This window comes from Bradyrhizobium sp. Leo78 (assembly GCF_059512425.1).
This window is the reverse complement of the sequence record NZ_JCAMOT010000018.1, coordinates 81,423-95,805: the sequence shown is the minus strand read 5'-3', so window position 1 is coordinate 95,805 and position 14,383 is coordinate 81,423. Positions and strand designations below refer to the sequence as shown.

Genomic DNA, 14,383 nt, shown 5'->3' with positions numbered 1-14,383 from the left:
ACGACTATCCCAGAGCATGATCCGGAAAAGTGGAAACCGGTTTTCCGAAAAGATCATGCTCCAGCAAAGAGATCACTTCGCAAGGACGAGTACGCAAAGCCATGGGCGTCTCTGAACCGTTCATCCGCCGGCCGATCGCGACCTCGCTGCTCGGGATCGCGCTTTTGATCGGCGGTGCTCTCGGCTATTTCGCGCTGCCGGTCTCGGCGCTGCCGCAGGTCGATTTCCCGACAGTGCAAGTGTCGACGCAACTGCCGGGCGCCAGCCCCGACGTCATCGCCTCCCTGATCACGGCACCGCTCGAACGCCAGCTCGGACAAATCCCGTCGCTGTCATCGATGAACTCGACCAGCTCGTTCGGCGTCAGCCAGATCTCGCTGCAGTTCGATCTCAACCGCGACATCGATGGCGCGACCCAGGACGTCCAGGCCGCGATCAATGCCGCCGCCGGCGTATTGCCGAAGAACCTTCCGTACCCGCCCGTCTACGCCAAGGTAAATCCAGCGGATGCGCCGGTCATGACGCTGGCGCTGACGTCGGAGACGATCTCGCTGCGCGCGATGAGCGACCTCGCCGACACCATCCTCGGCCAGCGGCTGAGCCAAATTTCGGGCGTCGGCCGCGTCGCCGTGCTCGGCGGGCTGAAACCGGCGGTGCGGGTGCAGGCCGATCTGGCGCGGCTTGCAGCCTATGGCATCTCGATGGAGGACTTGCGCAACGCGATTGCCGGCGCCAACGTCTCGGGCCCGAAGGGATCGCTCGACGGCGCGCAGCAAGCCTATACGATCGCCGCCAATGACCAGATCGCGGTGGCGGAAGCCTACAAGCCGATCATCATCGCCTATCGCAACGGCTCGCCGGTGACGATCGGCGACGTGGCCGTGATCGTGGATGGGCTCGAGAACGACCGCACCGGCGGTTGGTATCAGGGCACACCGGCTGTTATTATCGACATCCAGCGCCAACCCGGCGCCAATGTCATCGAGGTCGTCCGCCAGATCCGCGACGAGATCCCGCGGCTGCAGCGGCTGATTCCGGCCGGCGTCAACCTGACCGTCGTCAGCGATCGCACCGTCACCATCCGCGCCTCCGTACGCGACGTGCAGTTCACACTGATCCTGAGTGTCGTGCTGGTGACGCTGGTCGTGCTGCTGTTCCTGCGGTCACTGCGCGCCACGCTGATCGCGGGCGTCGCGCTGCCGTTGTCGCTGATCACGAGCTTCGGCATCATGTATTTTGCCGGCTTCAGCCTCGACAATCTGTCGCTGATGGCGCTGACGATCGGCACCGGATTCGTGGTCGACGACGCCATCGTGATGATCGAGAACATCGTCCGCCACATGGAGGAGGGCGAGTCGGTCATGGAAGCGGCGCTCAAGGGCGCGAGCGAGATCGGCTTCACCGTGATCTCGCTGACGCTGTCGTTGATCGCGGTCTTCATTCCGCTGCTGTTCATGTCCGGGCTGGTCGGGCGCATGTTCCGCGAGTTTGCGCTGACGCTGACGATCGCGGTCGTGACCTCGGCGGTGGTCTCGCTGACGCTGACGCCGATGATGTGCTCGCGGCTCTTGAAGCGCGTCGACGAGGAATTCGTGCTGCCGGGCCTTGGCGCCATCAGCCGCTTCATCGACCGCATGGTCGAGTTCTACCATCGCACGCTGTTGTGGGTACTGCAGCGCCAGCGCGCGACGCTGCTGGTGACCTTCGCTACCATCGCGCTCACGCTGTTCATGTATGTGATCGCGCCGAAGGGCTTCCTGCCGCTCCAGGATACGTCCTCGATCACTGCGGTAACCGAGGCCGGCCCGGACGTCTCTTTCGCTGAAATGCAGGCGCGACAGAGCAAGGCGGCGGACCTGATCAAGTCGGACCCGGACGTAACCGGCGTGGTTTCCGTGATCGGCGCCGGTTCGGTCAACCCGACCACCAATGTCGGCCGGCTCGTGATGACGCTCAAGCCGCTCGGCGAGCGGCGCGACGACATTTCGAAGGTGGTGGCGCGGCTGAAGCAGAAGACGGCCTTGATCCCCGGCATGACCATCTATTTCCAGCCGGTGCAGGACGTGCAGATTTCGACACAGTCGAGCCGGTCGCAGTACCAATACACACTGAACGGCACGGACGCCAAAGAGGTGTCGCTCTGGGCGGGCAAGCTGGTCGCCGAGATGCGGCGTGATCCGATGTTCCGCGACGTGTCGTCGGAGGCGCAGGAGGCCGGTCTGCGGGCGGCACTCGATATCAATCGTCAGCGCGCCGGCCAACTCGGCGTCAGCCTGCAGGCCGTCAACGACACCCTGAACGACGCATTCGCGCAGCGGCAGATTTCGACCATTTACGGGCAGGCCAACCAGTACCGCGTCGTGCTCGAGGCGCTGCCGATGTATCAGCGCGATCCGTCGATCCTCGACAAACTGTATCTGCCCGGCGTGAACGGCGCGCAGGTGCCGCTGTCGGCGGTGGCGACGCTGACGCGTACCACGGCGCCGCTTGCCATCTCGCACCAGGCGCAATTCCCGGCGGTGTCGCTCAGCTTCAACCTCGCGCCCGGCGAGGCACTCGGCGATGCCGTTGCAGCGGTGAAGGCGATCGAAACCCGGATCGGCATGCCCAACAGCATCGTCGGAGTCTATACCGGCGACGCCGCGGAATTTTCCAGATCGCTCGCGGGCCAGCCCTGGCTGATCCTCGCCGCGATCATCACGATCTACATCGTGCTGGGCGTGCTTTATGAGAGCTACATCCACCCGATCACGATCCTGTCGACGCTGCCCTCGGCGGGCGTCGGCGCCATCCTGGCGCTGATGCTGTTCGGGCAGGACCTTTCGGTCATCGGCCTGATCGGCATCATTCTCCTGATGGGCATCGTCAAGAAGAACGCGATCATGATGATCGATTTCGCGCTGGACGCGGAGCGCCATCGGGGCATGTCGCCCTATGACGCGATCGTGCAGGCCTGCCTGTTGCGCTTCCGGCCGATCATGATGACGACATTGGCGGCGCTGTTCGGCGCGCTGCCGCTCGCGATTGAAAGCGGCACCGGCGCGGAGCTGCGCTTTCCGCTCGGCATTTCCATCATCGGCGGCCTCCTGCTCAGCCAGTTGCTGACGCTCTACACGACGCCCGTGATCTACCTCGCGCTCGACCGGCTGAACCGCAGGATCGAGCACGCGCTACCGGACCCGGGTCCGCAGGGCCCGCCGGTCGCGGGAGCGACCGAGGGGATGCAGTGATGGCGTCGATCTCGATCTCGGAGCCCTTCATCCGCCGTCCGGTCGGCACCACGCTGATGGCGATCGGGCTGTTCCTGATCGGGATCGTTGCGTATGGGTTCCTGCCGGTGGCGTCGGTTCCGAACGTCGATTTCCCGATGATCCGGGTGTTCGCTTCGCGGCCGGGCGCCGACCCTTCGGTGATGGCTGCGACGGTGGCGGCGCCGCTGGAACGCCGGCTCGGCGAGATCGCGGACGTGGAGCAGATCACGTCGGTGAGCTCGCTCGGCAGCACCAGCATCCAGGTGCAGTTCGCGATCGGACGCAACATTGACCGCGCTGCGCGCGACGTGCAGGCGGCAATCAACGCCTCGATGGCGGATCTGCCGACCGACCTGCCGACATTGCCGATCTTCAGGAAGGCCAATCCAGCGGCGGCGCCGGTATTCGTGCTGGCGCTGACATCGAAGACGATGTCGACCAGCGCGATGTACGACGTCGCGGATACCGTGCTCGCCCAGCGCATCTCGCAAGTGCCGGGAGTGGGCGAGGTCACGGTCTCGGGCGCCGATCAGCCGGCGGTGCGGATCTCGCTCAATCCGGTCGCGCTGTCGAATGCCGGCATTGCGACCGAGGACGTCCGCCAGGCCATCGTCAACGCCAATCCGCTCGGACCGGTCGGCATCTTCAATGGTGGCCGCCAGAGCGAGACGCTCTCGATCAATCCGCAGATGCGGACCGCCGCCGAGTTCCGCAACATCCTGATCAAGAGTGCGAACGGCAATTTCGTCCGCCTCTCGGATGTCGCCGAGATCGAAGACAGCGTACGCAACGTCCGCTCGGTCGCCTGGTTCAACAAGCAGCCGGCGGTCCTGATCCAGATCACCAAGCAGGGCGATGCCAACGTCATCGATACCGTCGACCGGGTGACGGCGATGCTGCCGGAGCTGAAGCAGTGGATTCCCGCCGGTCTCGAGATTTCGACGCTCGTGGACCGCACCGGCACCATCCGTGCCAGCGTGCTCGACATGCAACTGACGCTGCTTGCCACCGCCGGGCTGGTCATGGTGGTGGTGTTCGTGTTCCTGCGCCGCTTGACGCCGACGATTGCGGCAGGCGTCTCGGTGCCGCTGGCGCTGGCGGGCACGTGCGCCGGCATGTGGCTCGCCGGTTTCTCGATCGACAATCTGTCACTGATGGCGCTGGCGATCTCGGTCGGCTTCGTGGTCGACGATGCGATCGTGATGATCGAGAACATGTACCGCAATCTCGAGCAGGGCATGGCGCCTTATCCGGCGGCGCTGGAGGGGGCCAAGCAGATCGGCTTCACCGTGGTTTCGATCTCGCTGTCGCTGATCGCCGCCTTCACGCCCCTGATTTTCATGGACGGTATCGTCGGACGGCTGCTCCGCGAATTCTCGCTGACGCTGACCTTCGCCATCCTGGTCTCGACCCTGGTGTCGCTGACGATCACCCCGATGATCTGCGCGCACTACATCAAGGAAGCGACCTCCGCCCGCGCCACTTGGTTCGACCGCCTGATCGAGGGAACCCTGTCGCGCATCGTGCGCTTCTATACGTGGACGCTGCGCGGCGTGCTCGATTTTCCGTTCCTGACCTTGCTCGTGTTCTTTGCCACCATCGCGCTGACCGTGACGCTCTACATCAAGACGCCGAAGGGCTATTTCCCGACCGACGACAGCGGCTTCGTCATCGGCGCGACGCGGGCATCGGCTGACACCTCGTTCCAGGCCATGCTCAAGCTGCAGCAACAGGTGGCCGACATCGTGATGGCCGATCCCGCGGTCGCCGGCATCGGCTCATCGCTTGGGAGCGGCGGGATGGGCGGCGGCGCTAGCCGTGGCACCATGTTCATCAGCCTGAAATCGCCGGAGGAGCGGGGGGGAGTTTCGACACAGCTTGTGATCGATCGCCTGCGCCGCAACCTGTTCATGGTGCCGGGGATCCGCCTGTTCATGTTCGCGGCTCAGGACGTCCGCGCCGGCGGGCGACAGAGCGATTCCGACTACCAGTACACGCTCTCGAGCGCCGATCTCGATTTGTTGCAGAAGTGGGCGCCGATCGTCGCCAAGCGCATGGAGACCGTCGAAGGTATCACCGACGTCTCCAGCGATCGCGACCCCGGCGGATTGCAGCTCAACCTGGTGATCGACCGCAAGACCGCCTCAAGCCTCGGCGTCCGTGTGCAGGATATCGACAACGCGCTCAACAACGCTTTCTCGCAGCGGCAGATCTCGATCGTCTATACCCAGCGCAACCAATACATGGTGGTGCTGGAGATCGATCCGAAATTCCAGACCGATCCGTCCAACCTCGAGCGAATCTACGTGGCCGGCGCCAACGGCGCCCAGGTGCCCTTGTCGGCTGTGGTCCACTATCAGCGAGGGCTGGCGCCGCTCGCCGTCTATCACACGCAGTCCTTCCCCTCGACCACGGTATCGTTCAATCTGCTGCCGAACGTGCCGCTGGAGCAGGCGACGTCGAATATCCAGCGCGCGGTGGATGAATTGCATATGCCCGAAGGCATCCGTGGCAGCTTTGACGGCAACGCCGGCGACTTCAACAAGACCAGCGGAAGGCAGCCGCTCCTGATCCTGGGGGCGCTGGTCGCGATGTATATCGTGCTCGGGGTGCTCTATGAGAGCCTGGCGCATCCGCTGACGATCATCTCGACCTTGCCCTCCGCAGGGCTGGGCGCGCTGCTGGCTCTGCAACTGACCGGTACGCCCCTGACCGTGATCGCCTTTGTCGGCATCATCCTCTTGATCGGCATCGTCAAGAAGAACGGCATCATGATGGTCGATTTCGCGCTGGACGCCGAGCGGCAGCGCGGCCTGTCCTCGGCGGACGCGATCTTCGAGGCCTGCAGCGCAAGGTTCCGGCCGATCCTGATGACGACCATGGCGGCGCTGTTTGCCGGCATTCCGCTGGTGCTCGCCACCGGTCCCGGGACGGAGCTGCGCCGGCCGCTCGGCATCACCATCATCGGCGGCCTGTTCGTTTCGCAGATCCTGACGCTCTACACCACGCCGGTGATTTACTTGTTGATCGACCGGTTGCGGCGGCGCGCCGAACCTGCCGCGCTGGCAGCGCCCGCGGAATAGTTGAATTGGCGGCCGCGTAGCGTATAGCGGGCGGATGACGGAATCAGATCAGACAATCCTTGCCGAGCCGGTCGCGGACTGCCCGCATTGCGGCAAGCCGATGCCGCTGTGCATCTGCGACAGTGTTACGCCGATCGAGAGCCGGATCGAGCTCCTGATCTTGCAGCATCCGCAGGAGCAGGATAGGGCGCTCGGCACCGCACGGCTGACCGCGCGCCACTTCGAGGAAGCAGTGGTGCGGATCGGGCTGTCCTGGCCGAGCCTGTCGAAGGCGCTGGGGCGACCGGTGGCGGACCCGTCGCGCTGGGCGGTGCTCTATCTCGGCTCCGCCAAGGTCGCCGATCTCGACACCGATGCCGAGGTCGTCGCCGTCGACCGCAAGGCCGAGCTCGAGCCGAACCAGCGCAGCATTCTCGGACGCATCGAAGGCATCGTGCTGCTCGATGGCACCTGGAGCCAGGCCAAGGCGCTGTGGTGGCGCAATCCCTGGATGCTGAAATGCCAGCGGGTGATTCTGGGCCCCCGCCAGCCGTCACGCTACGGCCAGCTTCGCCGCGAACCGCGCCGCGATGGACTTTCCACGATCGAGGCGGCCGGCCTGCTGCTCGCCGCGCTCGAAAAGCGGCCGGACATTGCCGAAACCCTGAATGCGAGCTTCGAGCGGATGCTGGCAAGATATCGCCAGGTGCAGCGGACGATGCCGCAACTCGCCCCAAAGCCGAAAAAGCGCGATTTTCGGCGACGGAAGCGATGAAAGCGACGCCTCATCTATCAGGCGTAAGCCATTGATTGTATGAGTGGAGGCCACGACCAGAATTGAACTGGTGTACACGGTTTTGCAGACCGTTGCGTAACCACTCCGCCACGTGGCCTCAAGCGGGGCGGATCAATACAGAGGTTCAAGGACTTAGGCAACCGGCCCCGAACCGGTTCCTGCAGAATTCTGAAACTCCAACTGCGTCGCCGGCATTGCGGCGCTCTTTAGCAGGAGGCGTACCAACCATCCGGAAATGGGATGAGCGGCCAGGGCGTCTGGTTGTCATTCGCGGGGCGTGGCGGCGGCTGGAAGCGCGGCAATGGCTGAGCCATGAAATCCTCCTGTGGCGTCGGGGCGACGGCTGCTCGCACAGCATCCAACACCAGATCAAATTCAGCTTCGCTCATTGCGCTCTCCCCGGAGGTTGTGAGCGCAACGTCGCAAAATGGGTTTGTGGGCGGATTGAGCGGATCGCTCCAATTTTAGCGATCCGGCAGCCGCCCCCTCACTTGGTTACCAGAGTCTTGCTAGCGCCGTATGAACGCTATTGCCGGCGCGGTCCACCGCACTGTGAGAAAAATCACATTTGACCAAAATGAATTCGCATAAGTCCCAATCACGCCTGCAGCGGAGCAGGCCAAGCCCGAGCTTAGGGAGACGCGGTCATGAAGGCAAGCGTTACGCGATCGGCAGCCTTGAAAAGCCGCGCCCGTCGCCTGCCTGCGTTGGCAGAAGGCTAGTCTGAGCGCGGTGTGCTCCGCGGTGTTCGAGCAGTGAATCGCGCGCCCCAAACGTCGGGCCATGACTCGAATACAATTTGAGCAGCCGTTGCCCAAACCGCAGGCCCGCTTCATCCAATTTTTTGTACGCCGCCAGACAAGCTTTTGCGGAGCGGTTCCCCGTAGCCTTCGTTCCGAGCTTTGGGACATGGCCGTGGCCATGACAACGTCGGAGGAGCTGGCAACATGCAGAAATGGCTTTGTGGGGAAGCACGGCACGCGTCACTTCCGTGGCGTCGCGCGATTCTGGGCGCGATCGTCGCCGCAGGATTTCTGGTGCCGCTAAGCGCGCAGGCGGCGGCGCCGGCGGCATGCGCGGCGCTTCAGGAGAAATATCCGGACTGGAAGGGCAAGACGCTCGTCAACGCGATCAACCCGCACACGCCGGGCTATGAATCGATCGACCCGAAAGACCCGAGCAAGTATGTCGGCTTCGACATCGATCTCGGCGAAATGATCGGTGAATGCCTCGGCTTCAAACTGACCTACAAGGCCGTGACTTTTGCCGCATTGCTGACAACGCTCGCCAGCGGGCAGGCGGACATCGTGATCTCGGACATCTACGCGACCGAGGAGCGCGCGAAGGCGGCCGACTTCATTACCTATTCGAAAGTGTTCGACGGCGTGCTGGTTGCCAAGGGCAATCCGAAGGGCATCAACGGCATCAACCTGTCGCTGTGCGGCGCGGCGGCGGCCGAAAACACCGGCTTCGTCGAGGTGCCGCTGGTGCAAGCCCTCATTCCCCAATGCAAAGCTGCCGGCAAGCCTGAGCCGACGCTGCAGCTCTATGACAACAACGCCAACTGCATCCAGGCGATCCTGGCCGGCCGGGCCGACACCTACATCAACGACGTCAACACCGTCGACAACGCGGTGAAGGCCTATCCGGACAAGCTCGAGAAGGCGATCGCGGTGACGATCCCGTACTCGGTCGGCATTGCCGTGCCCAAGGACAAGCCGAAGTTTCGCGACGCGGTGATGGCCGCACTGACGGAGATCTACAAGTCCGGCGACCAGCTCGCGCTGCTCAAGAAGTGGGGACTTGATCCCGACAATCTCAAGGAACCGGGCCTGCTGACCGTCAACTGATGTCCCTGTTCCTGCACTATCTCAGCCTGCCTTACCTGCTCGCGGGCATCGAGCTCACCCTGGAGGTGACCGCCCTCGGGCTCGCAGGCGGGCTGATCCTCGGCCTGATCCTGGCCTGGATGCAGCTCAGCCACCTCTGGTGGCTGTCGGCGATCGCGCGTGGCTACACCGTGATCTTCCGCGGCACGCCGCTGATCCTGCAGATGGTGTTCGCCTACGACGCGCTGCCGCATATCGGCATCAAACTGCCGGCCGTGCTGGCGGCCGGCCTCGCGCTCGCCTGCAATGAGGCGCCATTCATTGCCGAGATGCTGCGCGCCGGCGTGCTCGGCGTCGAGCGCGGACAGATATCAGCGGGACAGGCGCTCGGCATGACGCCGGCAGTGCTGATGCGGCGGGTGATCGCGCCGCAGGCGATCCGCACCATGATCCCGGCCTTCGGCAATGAGTCCGTCAGCGCGTTGAAGAATTCGTCGCTGGCCTCGGTGATCGCGGTCCAGGAATTGACGCTGCGAAGCACGCAGCTTGCGTCCTCGACCTTCGACTTTTTCTCGATCTTCTTCGCCTCCGGCTTGATCTATCTCGTGCTGACCGGCGCGATCAGCGTCATCCAGCTCGCCCTGGAATGGTTGCTCGATCTCGACCGCACCTCGCGTGAACGCAAGCTTGCCGATTATCTGCCCTGGCGCCGGGTCGACCTCATCACCAAGCTGGAGCTTGCGGAGAAGACCGCTCCGGCGGTCGACGTTGCGGCTGGCATCGAGCCCGAAATCCCGGTGCCGCCGTCCAGGACGCTGACGCCGGAAGAGCGGGCCAGACGCACCGCGACGATCGCGCGCAACAATGTCGCCGTCGAGGTGAAGGATCTGCGCAAGAGCTATGGCGCGCAAGATGTGCTCGACGGCTTGGATATCACGGTTCGCGTCGGCGAGGTCATCGCGCTGCTCGGACCCAGCGGCTCCGGCAAGAGTACGCTGCTGCGCTGCATCAATCATCTGGAGAATTGGGATGCCGGCACGGTGCGTGTCGGGGGACGGCGGCTCGGCTTCGACGACGACGGCAGGCCGCTGTCGCCGCGCGCGATCGCCAATGAGCGCGCCAATGTCGGTGTCGGCATGGTGTTCCAGCAGTTCAACCTGTTCAGCCACCTGACGGCGAAGGAGAACGTCGCGGGTCCCTTGCGCTGGGTCCATGGCATGACACGAATTGACGCCGAGCGTCGCGCGCGCGAACTGCTCGACCGCGTCGGCCTGAGCCATCGCGCTGATGCGCTGCCGCGGCACCTGTCGGGCGGGCAGCAGCAGCGGGTGGCAATCGCCCGCGCGCTGGCGCCGAACCCGAGCGTGCTGCTTCTGGACGAGCCGACCTCGGCACTCGATCCCGAACTCGTCAACGAAGTCCTGGAAGTGATCCGGCGGCTCGCCATCGACGACGGCCTGACCATGATCATCTCGACGCATCAGATCCGCTTCGCCGATGAGGTGGCCGACCGCGTCGCCTTCCTGAGCGGCGGCAGGATCCTGGAGGAGGGGCCGGCGCATGAGGTGCTGTCCAATCCGCGCCATCCCGTCACCGCGCGCTTCCTCAGCGTGATGGAAGCCGACAAGACGCCGGAGCCGGTGAGATGAAGCGTCACGCGCCAGAACTTCGATCGTTCCGATCCCCCGAAGAGGCACTTGCATGAGGCACTTTACCCTGCCGGTCTCGCCGGCCAATGTTCACTGGGGCTACTTCAGCAAGAAGGTCGCGCCGGCGCTGACATTGCGCTCGGGCGACCGCGCCACCATCGAGACGCTGACCCATCACGCCAATGACGATTACGAGCGCATGATCGCGGGCGATCCCGGCGCCGAGAGCGTGTTCCACTGGACGCGCGAGCACAAGGCGGTGGCGCGCCGCGGTTCCGGCCCGACCGAGGGGCCGTTCATCCGCGGCGCGGGCGAGGGGCTTGGCGTACACCTTTTGACCGGACCGGTCGCGATCGAGAACGCAGAGCCCGGCGATGTCCTGGAGGTGCGCATCCTCGACATCAGGCCGCGCCCGAGCTGCAGCGCCTGCCACGCCGGCCGCTGCTTCGGCTCGAACGCCGCAGCCAATTGGGGCTTCCATTATCACGATCTCATCGAAGAGCCGAAGCCGCGCGAGGTGATCACGATTTTCGAGCTCGACGCCTCGGGCGAGCCGTTCGCAAAGGCCATCTACAACTACGTCTGGACGCCGCAGACCGACCCTGATGGCATCGTGCACGCCACCATCGATTATCCCGGCGTGCGGGTCGACCATGCGACCATCCGCAAGCGTGAGAACATCCTCACCGGCGTCAAGGTGCCGGCGCGGCTGCATTTCGGGACCATGGGGCTGGCGCCGTCGGAGGCCGACTATGTCAGCTCGATCCCGCCGAGCTATACCGGCGGCAATATCGACGACTGGCGGATCGGGAAGGGCGCGCGGATGTATTATCCCGTGGCCGTCCCCGGCGCGTTCTTCTCGGTCGGCGACCCCCATGCCGCGCAAGGCGACAGCGAACTCGGCGGCACCGCGATCGAGACCTCGCTGACCGGGGATTTCGAATTCATCCTGCACAAGAACAATGATCTCGGCGGAACCGCGCTCGAGGGCCTCACGCATCCGATGCTGGAGACCGACCATGCCTGGTCGGTCTATGGCTTCACCTATCCGAACTATCTCGCCGAGCTCGGCGCCGGTGCGCAGACCGAGATTGCCAACCATTCCAGCCTCGACCGTGCGATGCGAGACGCGTTCCGCAAGCTGCGGCGGTTCCTGATGACCGTGCACCGGCTGAGCGAAGACGAGGCGATCTCGTTGATGTCGGTCGGCGCCGATTTCGGCGTTACCCAGGTGGTCGACGCCAATTGGGGCGTGCACGGCACGATCCGCAAGAACGTCTTCAGGTGCGACTAATGCCTTGAGAATGGACCGCTTTTGATCGTGGGTTGAATTTGCCGGCGTCGTTTTGACGCCGCCATTTTGGCGGAGGACTGCGCTTGTCTGGCACGCGGGTTGCTTCGATCGGCCCTGATTGGGTCGAACCGATGAGCTTCCGTCCGTTCACGAGTGAATCCTACGCGCGAGACGACCGCCTGAAGGCATGGCGGGACGTCCTGGCTGCGGTCGGCCTGCAGCCGGCTTCCGCAAGCGCATTCGACGACGGTCACGCGACGGCCTCGCATCGCAACGCCGTGGGCGTGGCGCTGACCCGGATCGCGGCGGGATCGCAGGGGATCGCGCCGCTGCCGCAATCGGGCGAGGGGTTGCCGATCGCGCTGCTCCCGATCGAGGATGGCGTGATGCTGCGGCAAGGCGCGAGCCACCGTATCGTTCCCGTTGGCCATCTCCTGCTGCTGCCGCGGCATGGCGACTGGAGCCTGATGTTCCAGCGCGATATGCGCGCGATCATCCTCTCTGTTGCAGCCGAAGCGCGGCACGGCCGCCTCATCGGCAGGCCGATCGCGTCCGAAGCCCGCGTCGTCGCGCCCGCCGGCCTTGCCGATGTGTTCTCGCGATTGCTGGATGCAACCTCCCGCACCCTGGAAACGCTGAGCGACGTCGAATGGGCGGCCATTGCGCAAAGCCTCGTCGATCTTCTCTTGACGCTTGCGCACCAGTCCACCTCTCCCGCCTCAGAGGTCGCCGGTACGGCCACGCAAGCCGCGATCCTGCACCGGATTTGCCAGACCATCGAGCGCAACCTCGACAATCCCGAGCTTGCGCCGTCGCGTGTCGCGCAGGCCGAAGGGATTTCCGAGCGCTACCTGCAGAAGCTGTTCGAGGGCGTCGGCGACAATTTCTCGCACTATGTACGCGAGCGGCGGCTGCAGCGCGCCTGGGCTGATCTGTCGAACCTGGCGGAGGCGCATCGATCGATCTCGGAGATCGCCTATCGGTACGGCTTTAGCGACTCCGCGCATTTCAGCCGCGCCTTCCGTCATCGCTTTGGTCTGCCACCGCGCGAGTTTCGCCAGCAGGAGGCCGAGCGCGCGGCGCCATCGTCGATCGCCGCGGGTCAGCGCGGCTGGCCGCAGGAGGCGCTTGCGCAACTGCGAACGCATCAGCCATCGAGCGTCGGAAGGAATATGGCTGCCGTCACAACGGGGCCGGCGCACGAAGGCGAACGGGAGCATCACGCGGCCCACCATCATCTCTCCGTCGACGCGAACCGCGTGCATTGGGGCTACTTCAGCCGCACGCTTGCGCCGCAGGCCGAGATCAATTCCGGCGACACGATCACGATCGAAACCCTGACCCAGCATGCGTCTGATGATCCTGAAAGAATGATCACGGGTGATGCCGGCGCCGAAAGCGTGTTCGGCTGGACCAATGACCGCAAGAATGTCGACCGGCGCGGCGCCGGTCCGATGGATGCCTCGGTGTTCGGGCGCGGCGCGGGCGAGGGGTTCGGCGTGCACATCTGCACTGGCCCGATCGCTGTCAAGGACGCGCAGCCTGGCGATGTCCTGGAGGTGCGCATCCTCGATATCGTGCCGCGGCCGAGCCGCAATCCGCATTATGAGGGCAGGGTATTCGGCTCCAGTGTCGCGGCCTGGTGGGGCTATCACTACAACGAGTTGCTCGCCGGCCCCAAGCCGCGCGAGGCGGTGACGATCTACGAAATCTACTTCGCGGGTCGCGAAGGTGACCACGACGAGACGCCGCATGCGCGTGCGCTCTATTCCTACCGCTGGGAGCCGCAGGCCGATCCGTTCGGCGTGGTCCATACCACCTACGATTATCCCGGCATTCCCGTCGCGCCTGGTTCGGTGAGGCGCCGGCACGCCGTGCTCGACGGCATCCGTATTCCGCTGCGGCCGCATTTCGGCGTGATCGCGGTCGCGCCGCGCGAAGTTGATTTCGTCGATTCCGTACCGCCGTCCTATTTCGGCGGCAATCTGGACAATTGGCGGCTCGGCAAGGGGGCGACCGTCTATCTTCCGGTCTCGGTGCCAGGCGCGCTGCTCTCGGTCGGCGATCCCCATGCCGCCCAGGGCGATGGCGAGTTGAGCGGAACGGCGATCGAATGCTCGATGACCGGCACGTTCCAGGTGATCCTGCACAAGAAAGGCAATCTGGCTGGCCAACCGTTTGCCGATCTCAGCTATCCCCTGATCGAGACCGCGACCGATTGGGTGCTGACCGGCTTCAGCCATCCGAACTATCTCGCCGAGTTCGGCGCGCACGGGCAGAGCGAAGTCTATGCGACGTCCTCGCTCGACCTTGCGATGAAGGACGCCTTCCGCAAGATGCGGCGCTTCCTGATGAACATCAAAGGTCTCAGCGAGGACGAGGCGATCGCGCTGATGTCGGCAGCGGTCGATTTCGGCGTCACCCAGGTCGTCGACGGCAATTGGGGCGTGCATGCGATCCTGAGCAAGCGGTTGTTCGAGGACGCGGCACTGTCGCGATAAC

At 64.5% G+C, this 14,383-nt stretch carries 8 protein-coding genes and 1 tRNA gene; 7 read left to right on the top strand and 2 right to left on the bottom strand.

Annotated features, from left to right (window positions below; genetic code table 11):
- Window positions 1-101 precede the first annotated feature (101 nt).
- From AC5ZG1_RS22585 to AC5ZG1_RS22575, 3 genes are read left to right on the top strand one after another with little or no spacing between them, the layout of a single operon-like run.
- A complete protein-coding gene (locus tag AC5ZG1_RS22585; RefSeq protein WP_456641617.1) occupies window positions 102-3,230 on the top strand; it encodes an efflux RND transporter permease subunit in 3,129 nt (1,042 codons plus the stop codon).
- A complete protein-coding gene (locus tag AC5ZG1_RS22580; protein WP_456641618.1) occupies window positions 3,230-6,334 on the top strand; it encodes an efflux RND transporter permease subunit in 3,105 nt (1,034 codons plus the stop codon). Before AC5ZG1_RS22585 ends, AC5ZG1_RS22580 begins: the two co-directional genes overlap by 1 nt.
- A gap of 34 nt (window positions 6,335-6,368) precedes the next feature.
- The gene (locus AC5ZG1_RS22575) at window positions 6,369-7,088 is read left to right on the top strand and encodes a tRNA-uridine aminocarboxypropyltransferase (RefSeq protein ID WP_456641619.1); all 720 of its coding nucleotides are present in this window, start codon (window positions 6,369-6,371) and stop codon (window positions 7,086-7,088) included.
- A gap of 44 nt (window positions 7,089-7,132) precedes the next feature.
- On the opposite strand, the gene AC5ZG1_RS22570 is transcribed toward AC5ZG1_RS22575, so the two are convergent.
- Both AC5ZG1_RS22570 and AC5ZG1_RS22565 read right to left on the bottom strand, forming a co-directional pair.
- A tRNA-Cys gene (locus AC5ZG1_RS22570) sits at window positions 7,133-7,206 on the bottom strand.
- A gap of 109 nt (window positions 7,207-7,315) precedes the next feature.
- A complete protein-coding gene (locus AC5ZG1_RS22565) occupies window positions 7,316-7,498 on the bottom strand; it encodes a hypothetical protein (RefSeq protein WP_028165620.1) in 183 nt (60 codons plus the stop codon).
- Window positions 7,499-8,056: 558 nt separating this feature from the next.
- Here AC5ZG1_RS22565 and AC5ZG1_RS22560 point away from each other — a divergent pair.
- The 4 genes from AC5ZG1_RS22560 to AC5ZG1_RS22545 all read left to right on the top strand — a co-directional run bounded on the left by AC5ZG1_RS22560 (window position 8,057) and on the right by AC5ZG1_RS22545 (window position 14,382).
- Window positions 8,057-8,959: an ABC transporter substrate-binding protein gene (locus tag AC5ZG1_RS22560; protein ID WP_130223458.1), complete on the top strand. Its 903-nt coding sequence runs from the start codon at window positions 8,057-8,059 to the stop codon at window positions 8,957-8,959.
- The gene (locus AC5ZG1_RS22555; RefSeq protein WP_456641621.1) at window positions 8,959-10,587 is read left to right on the top strand and encodes an amino acid ABC transporter permease/ATP-binding protein; all 1,629 of its coding nucleotides are present in this window, start codon (window positions 8,959-8,961) and stop codon (window positions 10,585-10,587) included. The genes AC5ZG1_RS22560 and AC5ZG1_RS22555 overlap by 1 nt, the downstream gene beginning before the upstream one ends.
- A gap of 52 nt (window positions 10,588-10,639) precedes the next feature.
- Window positions 10,640-11,881 (top strand): acetamidase/formamidase family protein, encoded by a 1,242-nt coding sequence (locus tag AC5ZG1_RS22550; RefSeq protein WP_496134124.1) that lies wholly within the window; start codon window positions 10,640-10,642, stop codon window positions 11,879-11,881.
- Between the two features lie 131 nt (window positions 11,882-12,012).
- Complete coding sequence (locus AC5ZG1_RS22545; RefSeq protein ID WP_496134153.1) at window positions 12,013-14,382, top strand: acetamidase/formamidase family protein; 2,370 nt, start codon at window positions 12,013-12,015, stop codon at window positions 14,380-14,382.
- Window position 14,383 lies beyond the last annotated feature (1 nt).

Excerpts from the sequence above, each read along its gene's own strand:
- AC5ZG1_RS22585 (WP_456641617.1), top strand. The coding sequence starts at position 102 with ATGGGCGTCTCTGAACCGTTCATCCGCCGGCCGATCGCGACCTCGCTG.
- AC5ZG1_RS22580 (WP_456641618.1), top strand. The coding sequence starts at position 3,230 with ATGGCGTCGATCTCGATCTCGGAGCCCTTCATCCGCCGTCCGGTCGGC.
- AC5ZG1_RS22575 (WP_456641619.1), top strand. The coding sequence starts at position 6,369 with ATGACGGAATCAGATCAGACAATCCTTGCCGAGCCGGTCGCGGACTGC.
- AC5ZG1_RS22565 (WP_028165620.1), bottom strand. The coding sequence starts at position 7,498 with ATGAGCGAAGCTGAATTTGATCTGGTGTTGGATGCTGTGCGAGCAGCC.
- AC5ZG1_RS22560 (WP_130223458.1), top strand. The coding sequence starts at position 8,057 with ATGCAGAAATGGCTTTGTGGGGAAGCACGGCACGCGTCACTTCCGTGG.
- AC5ZG1_RS22555 (WP_456641621.1), top strand. The coding sequence starts at position 8,959 with ATGTCCCTGTTCCTGCACTATCTCAGCCTGCCTTACCTGCTCGCGGGC.
- AC5ZG1_RS22550 (WP_496134124.1), top strand. The coding sequence starts at position 10,640 with ATGAGGCACTTTACCCTGCCGGTCTCGCCGGCCAATGTTCACTGGGGC.
- AC5ZG1_RS22545 (WP_496134153.1), top strand. The coding sequence starts at position 12,013 with ATGAGCTTCCGTCCGTTCACGAGTGAATCCTACGCGCGAGACGACCGC.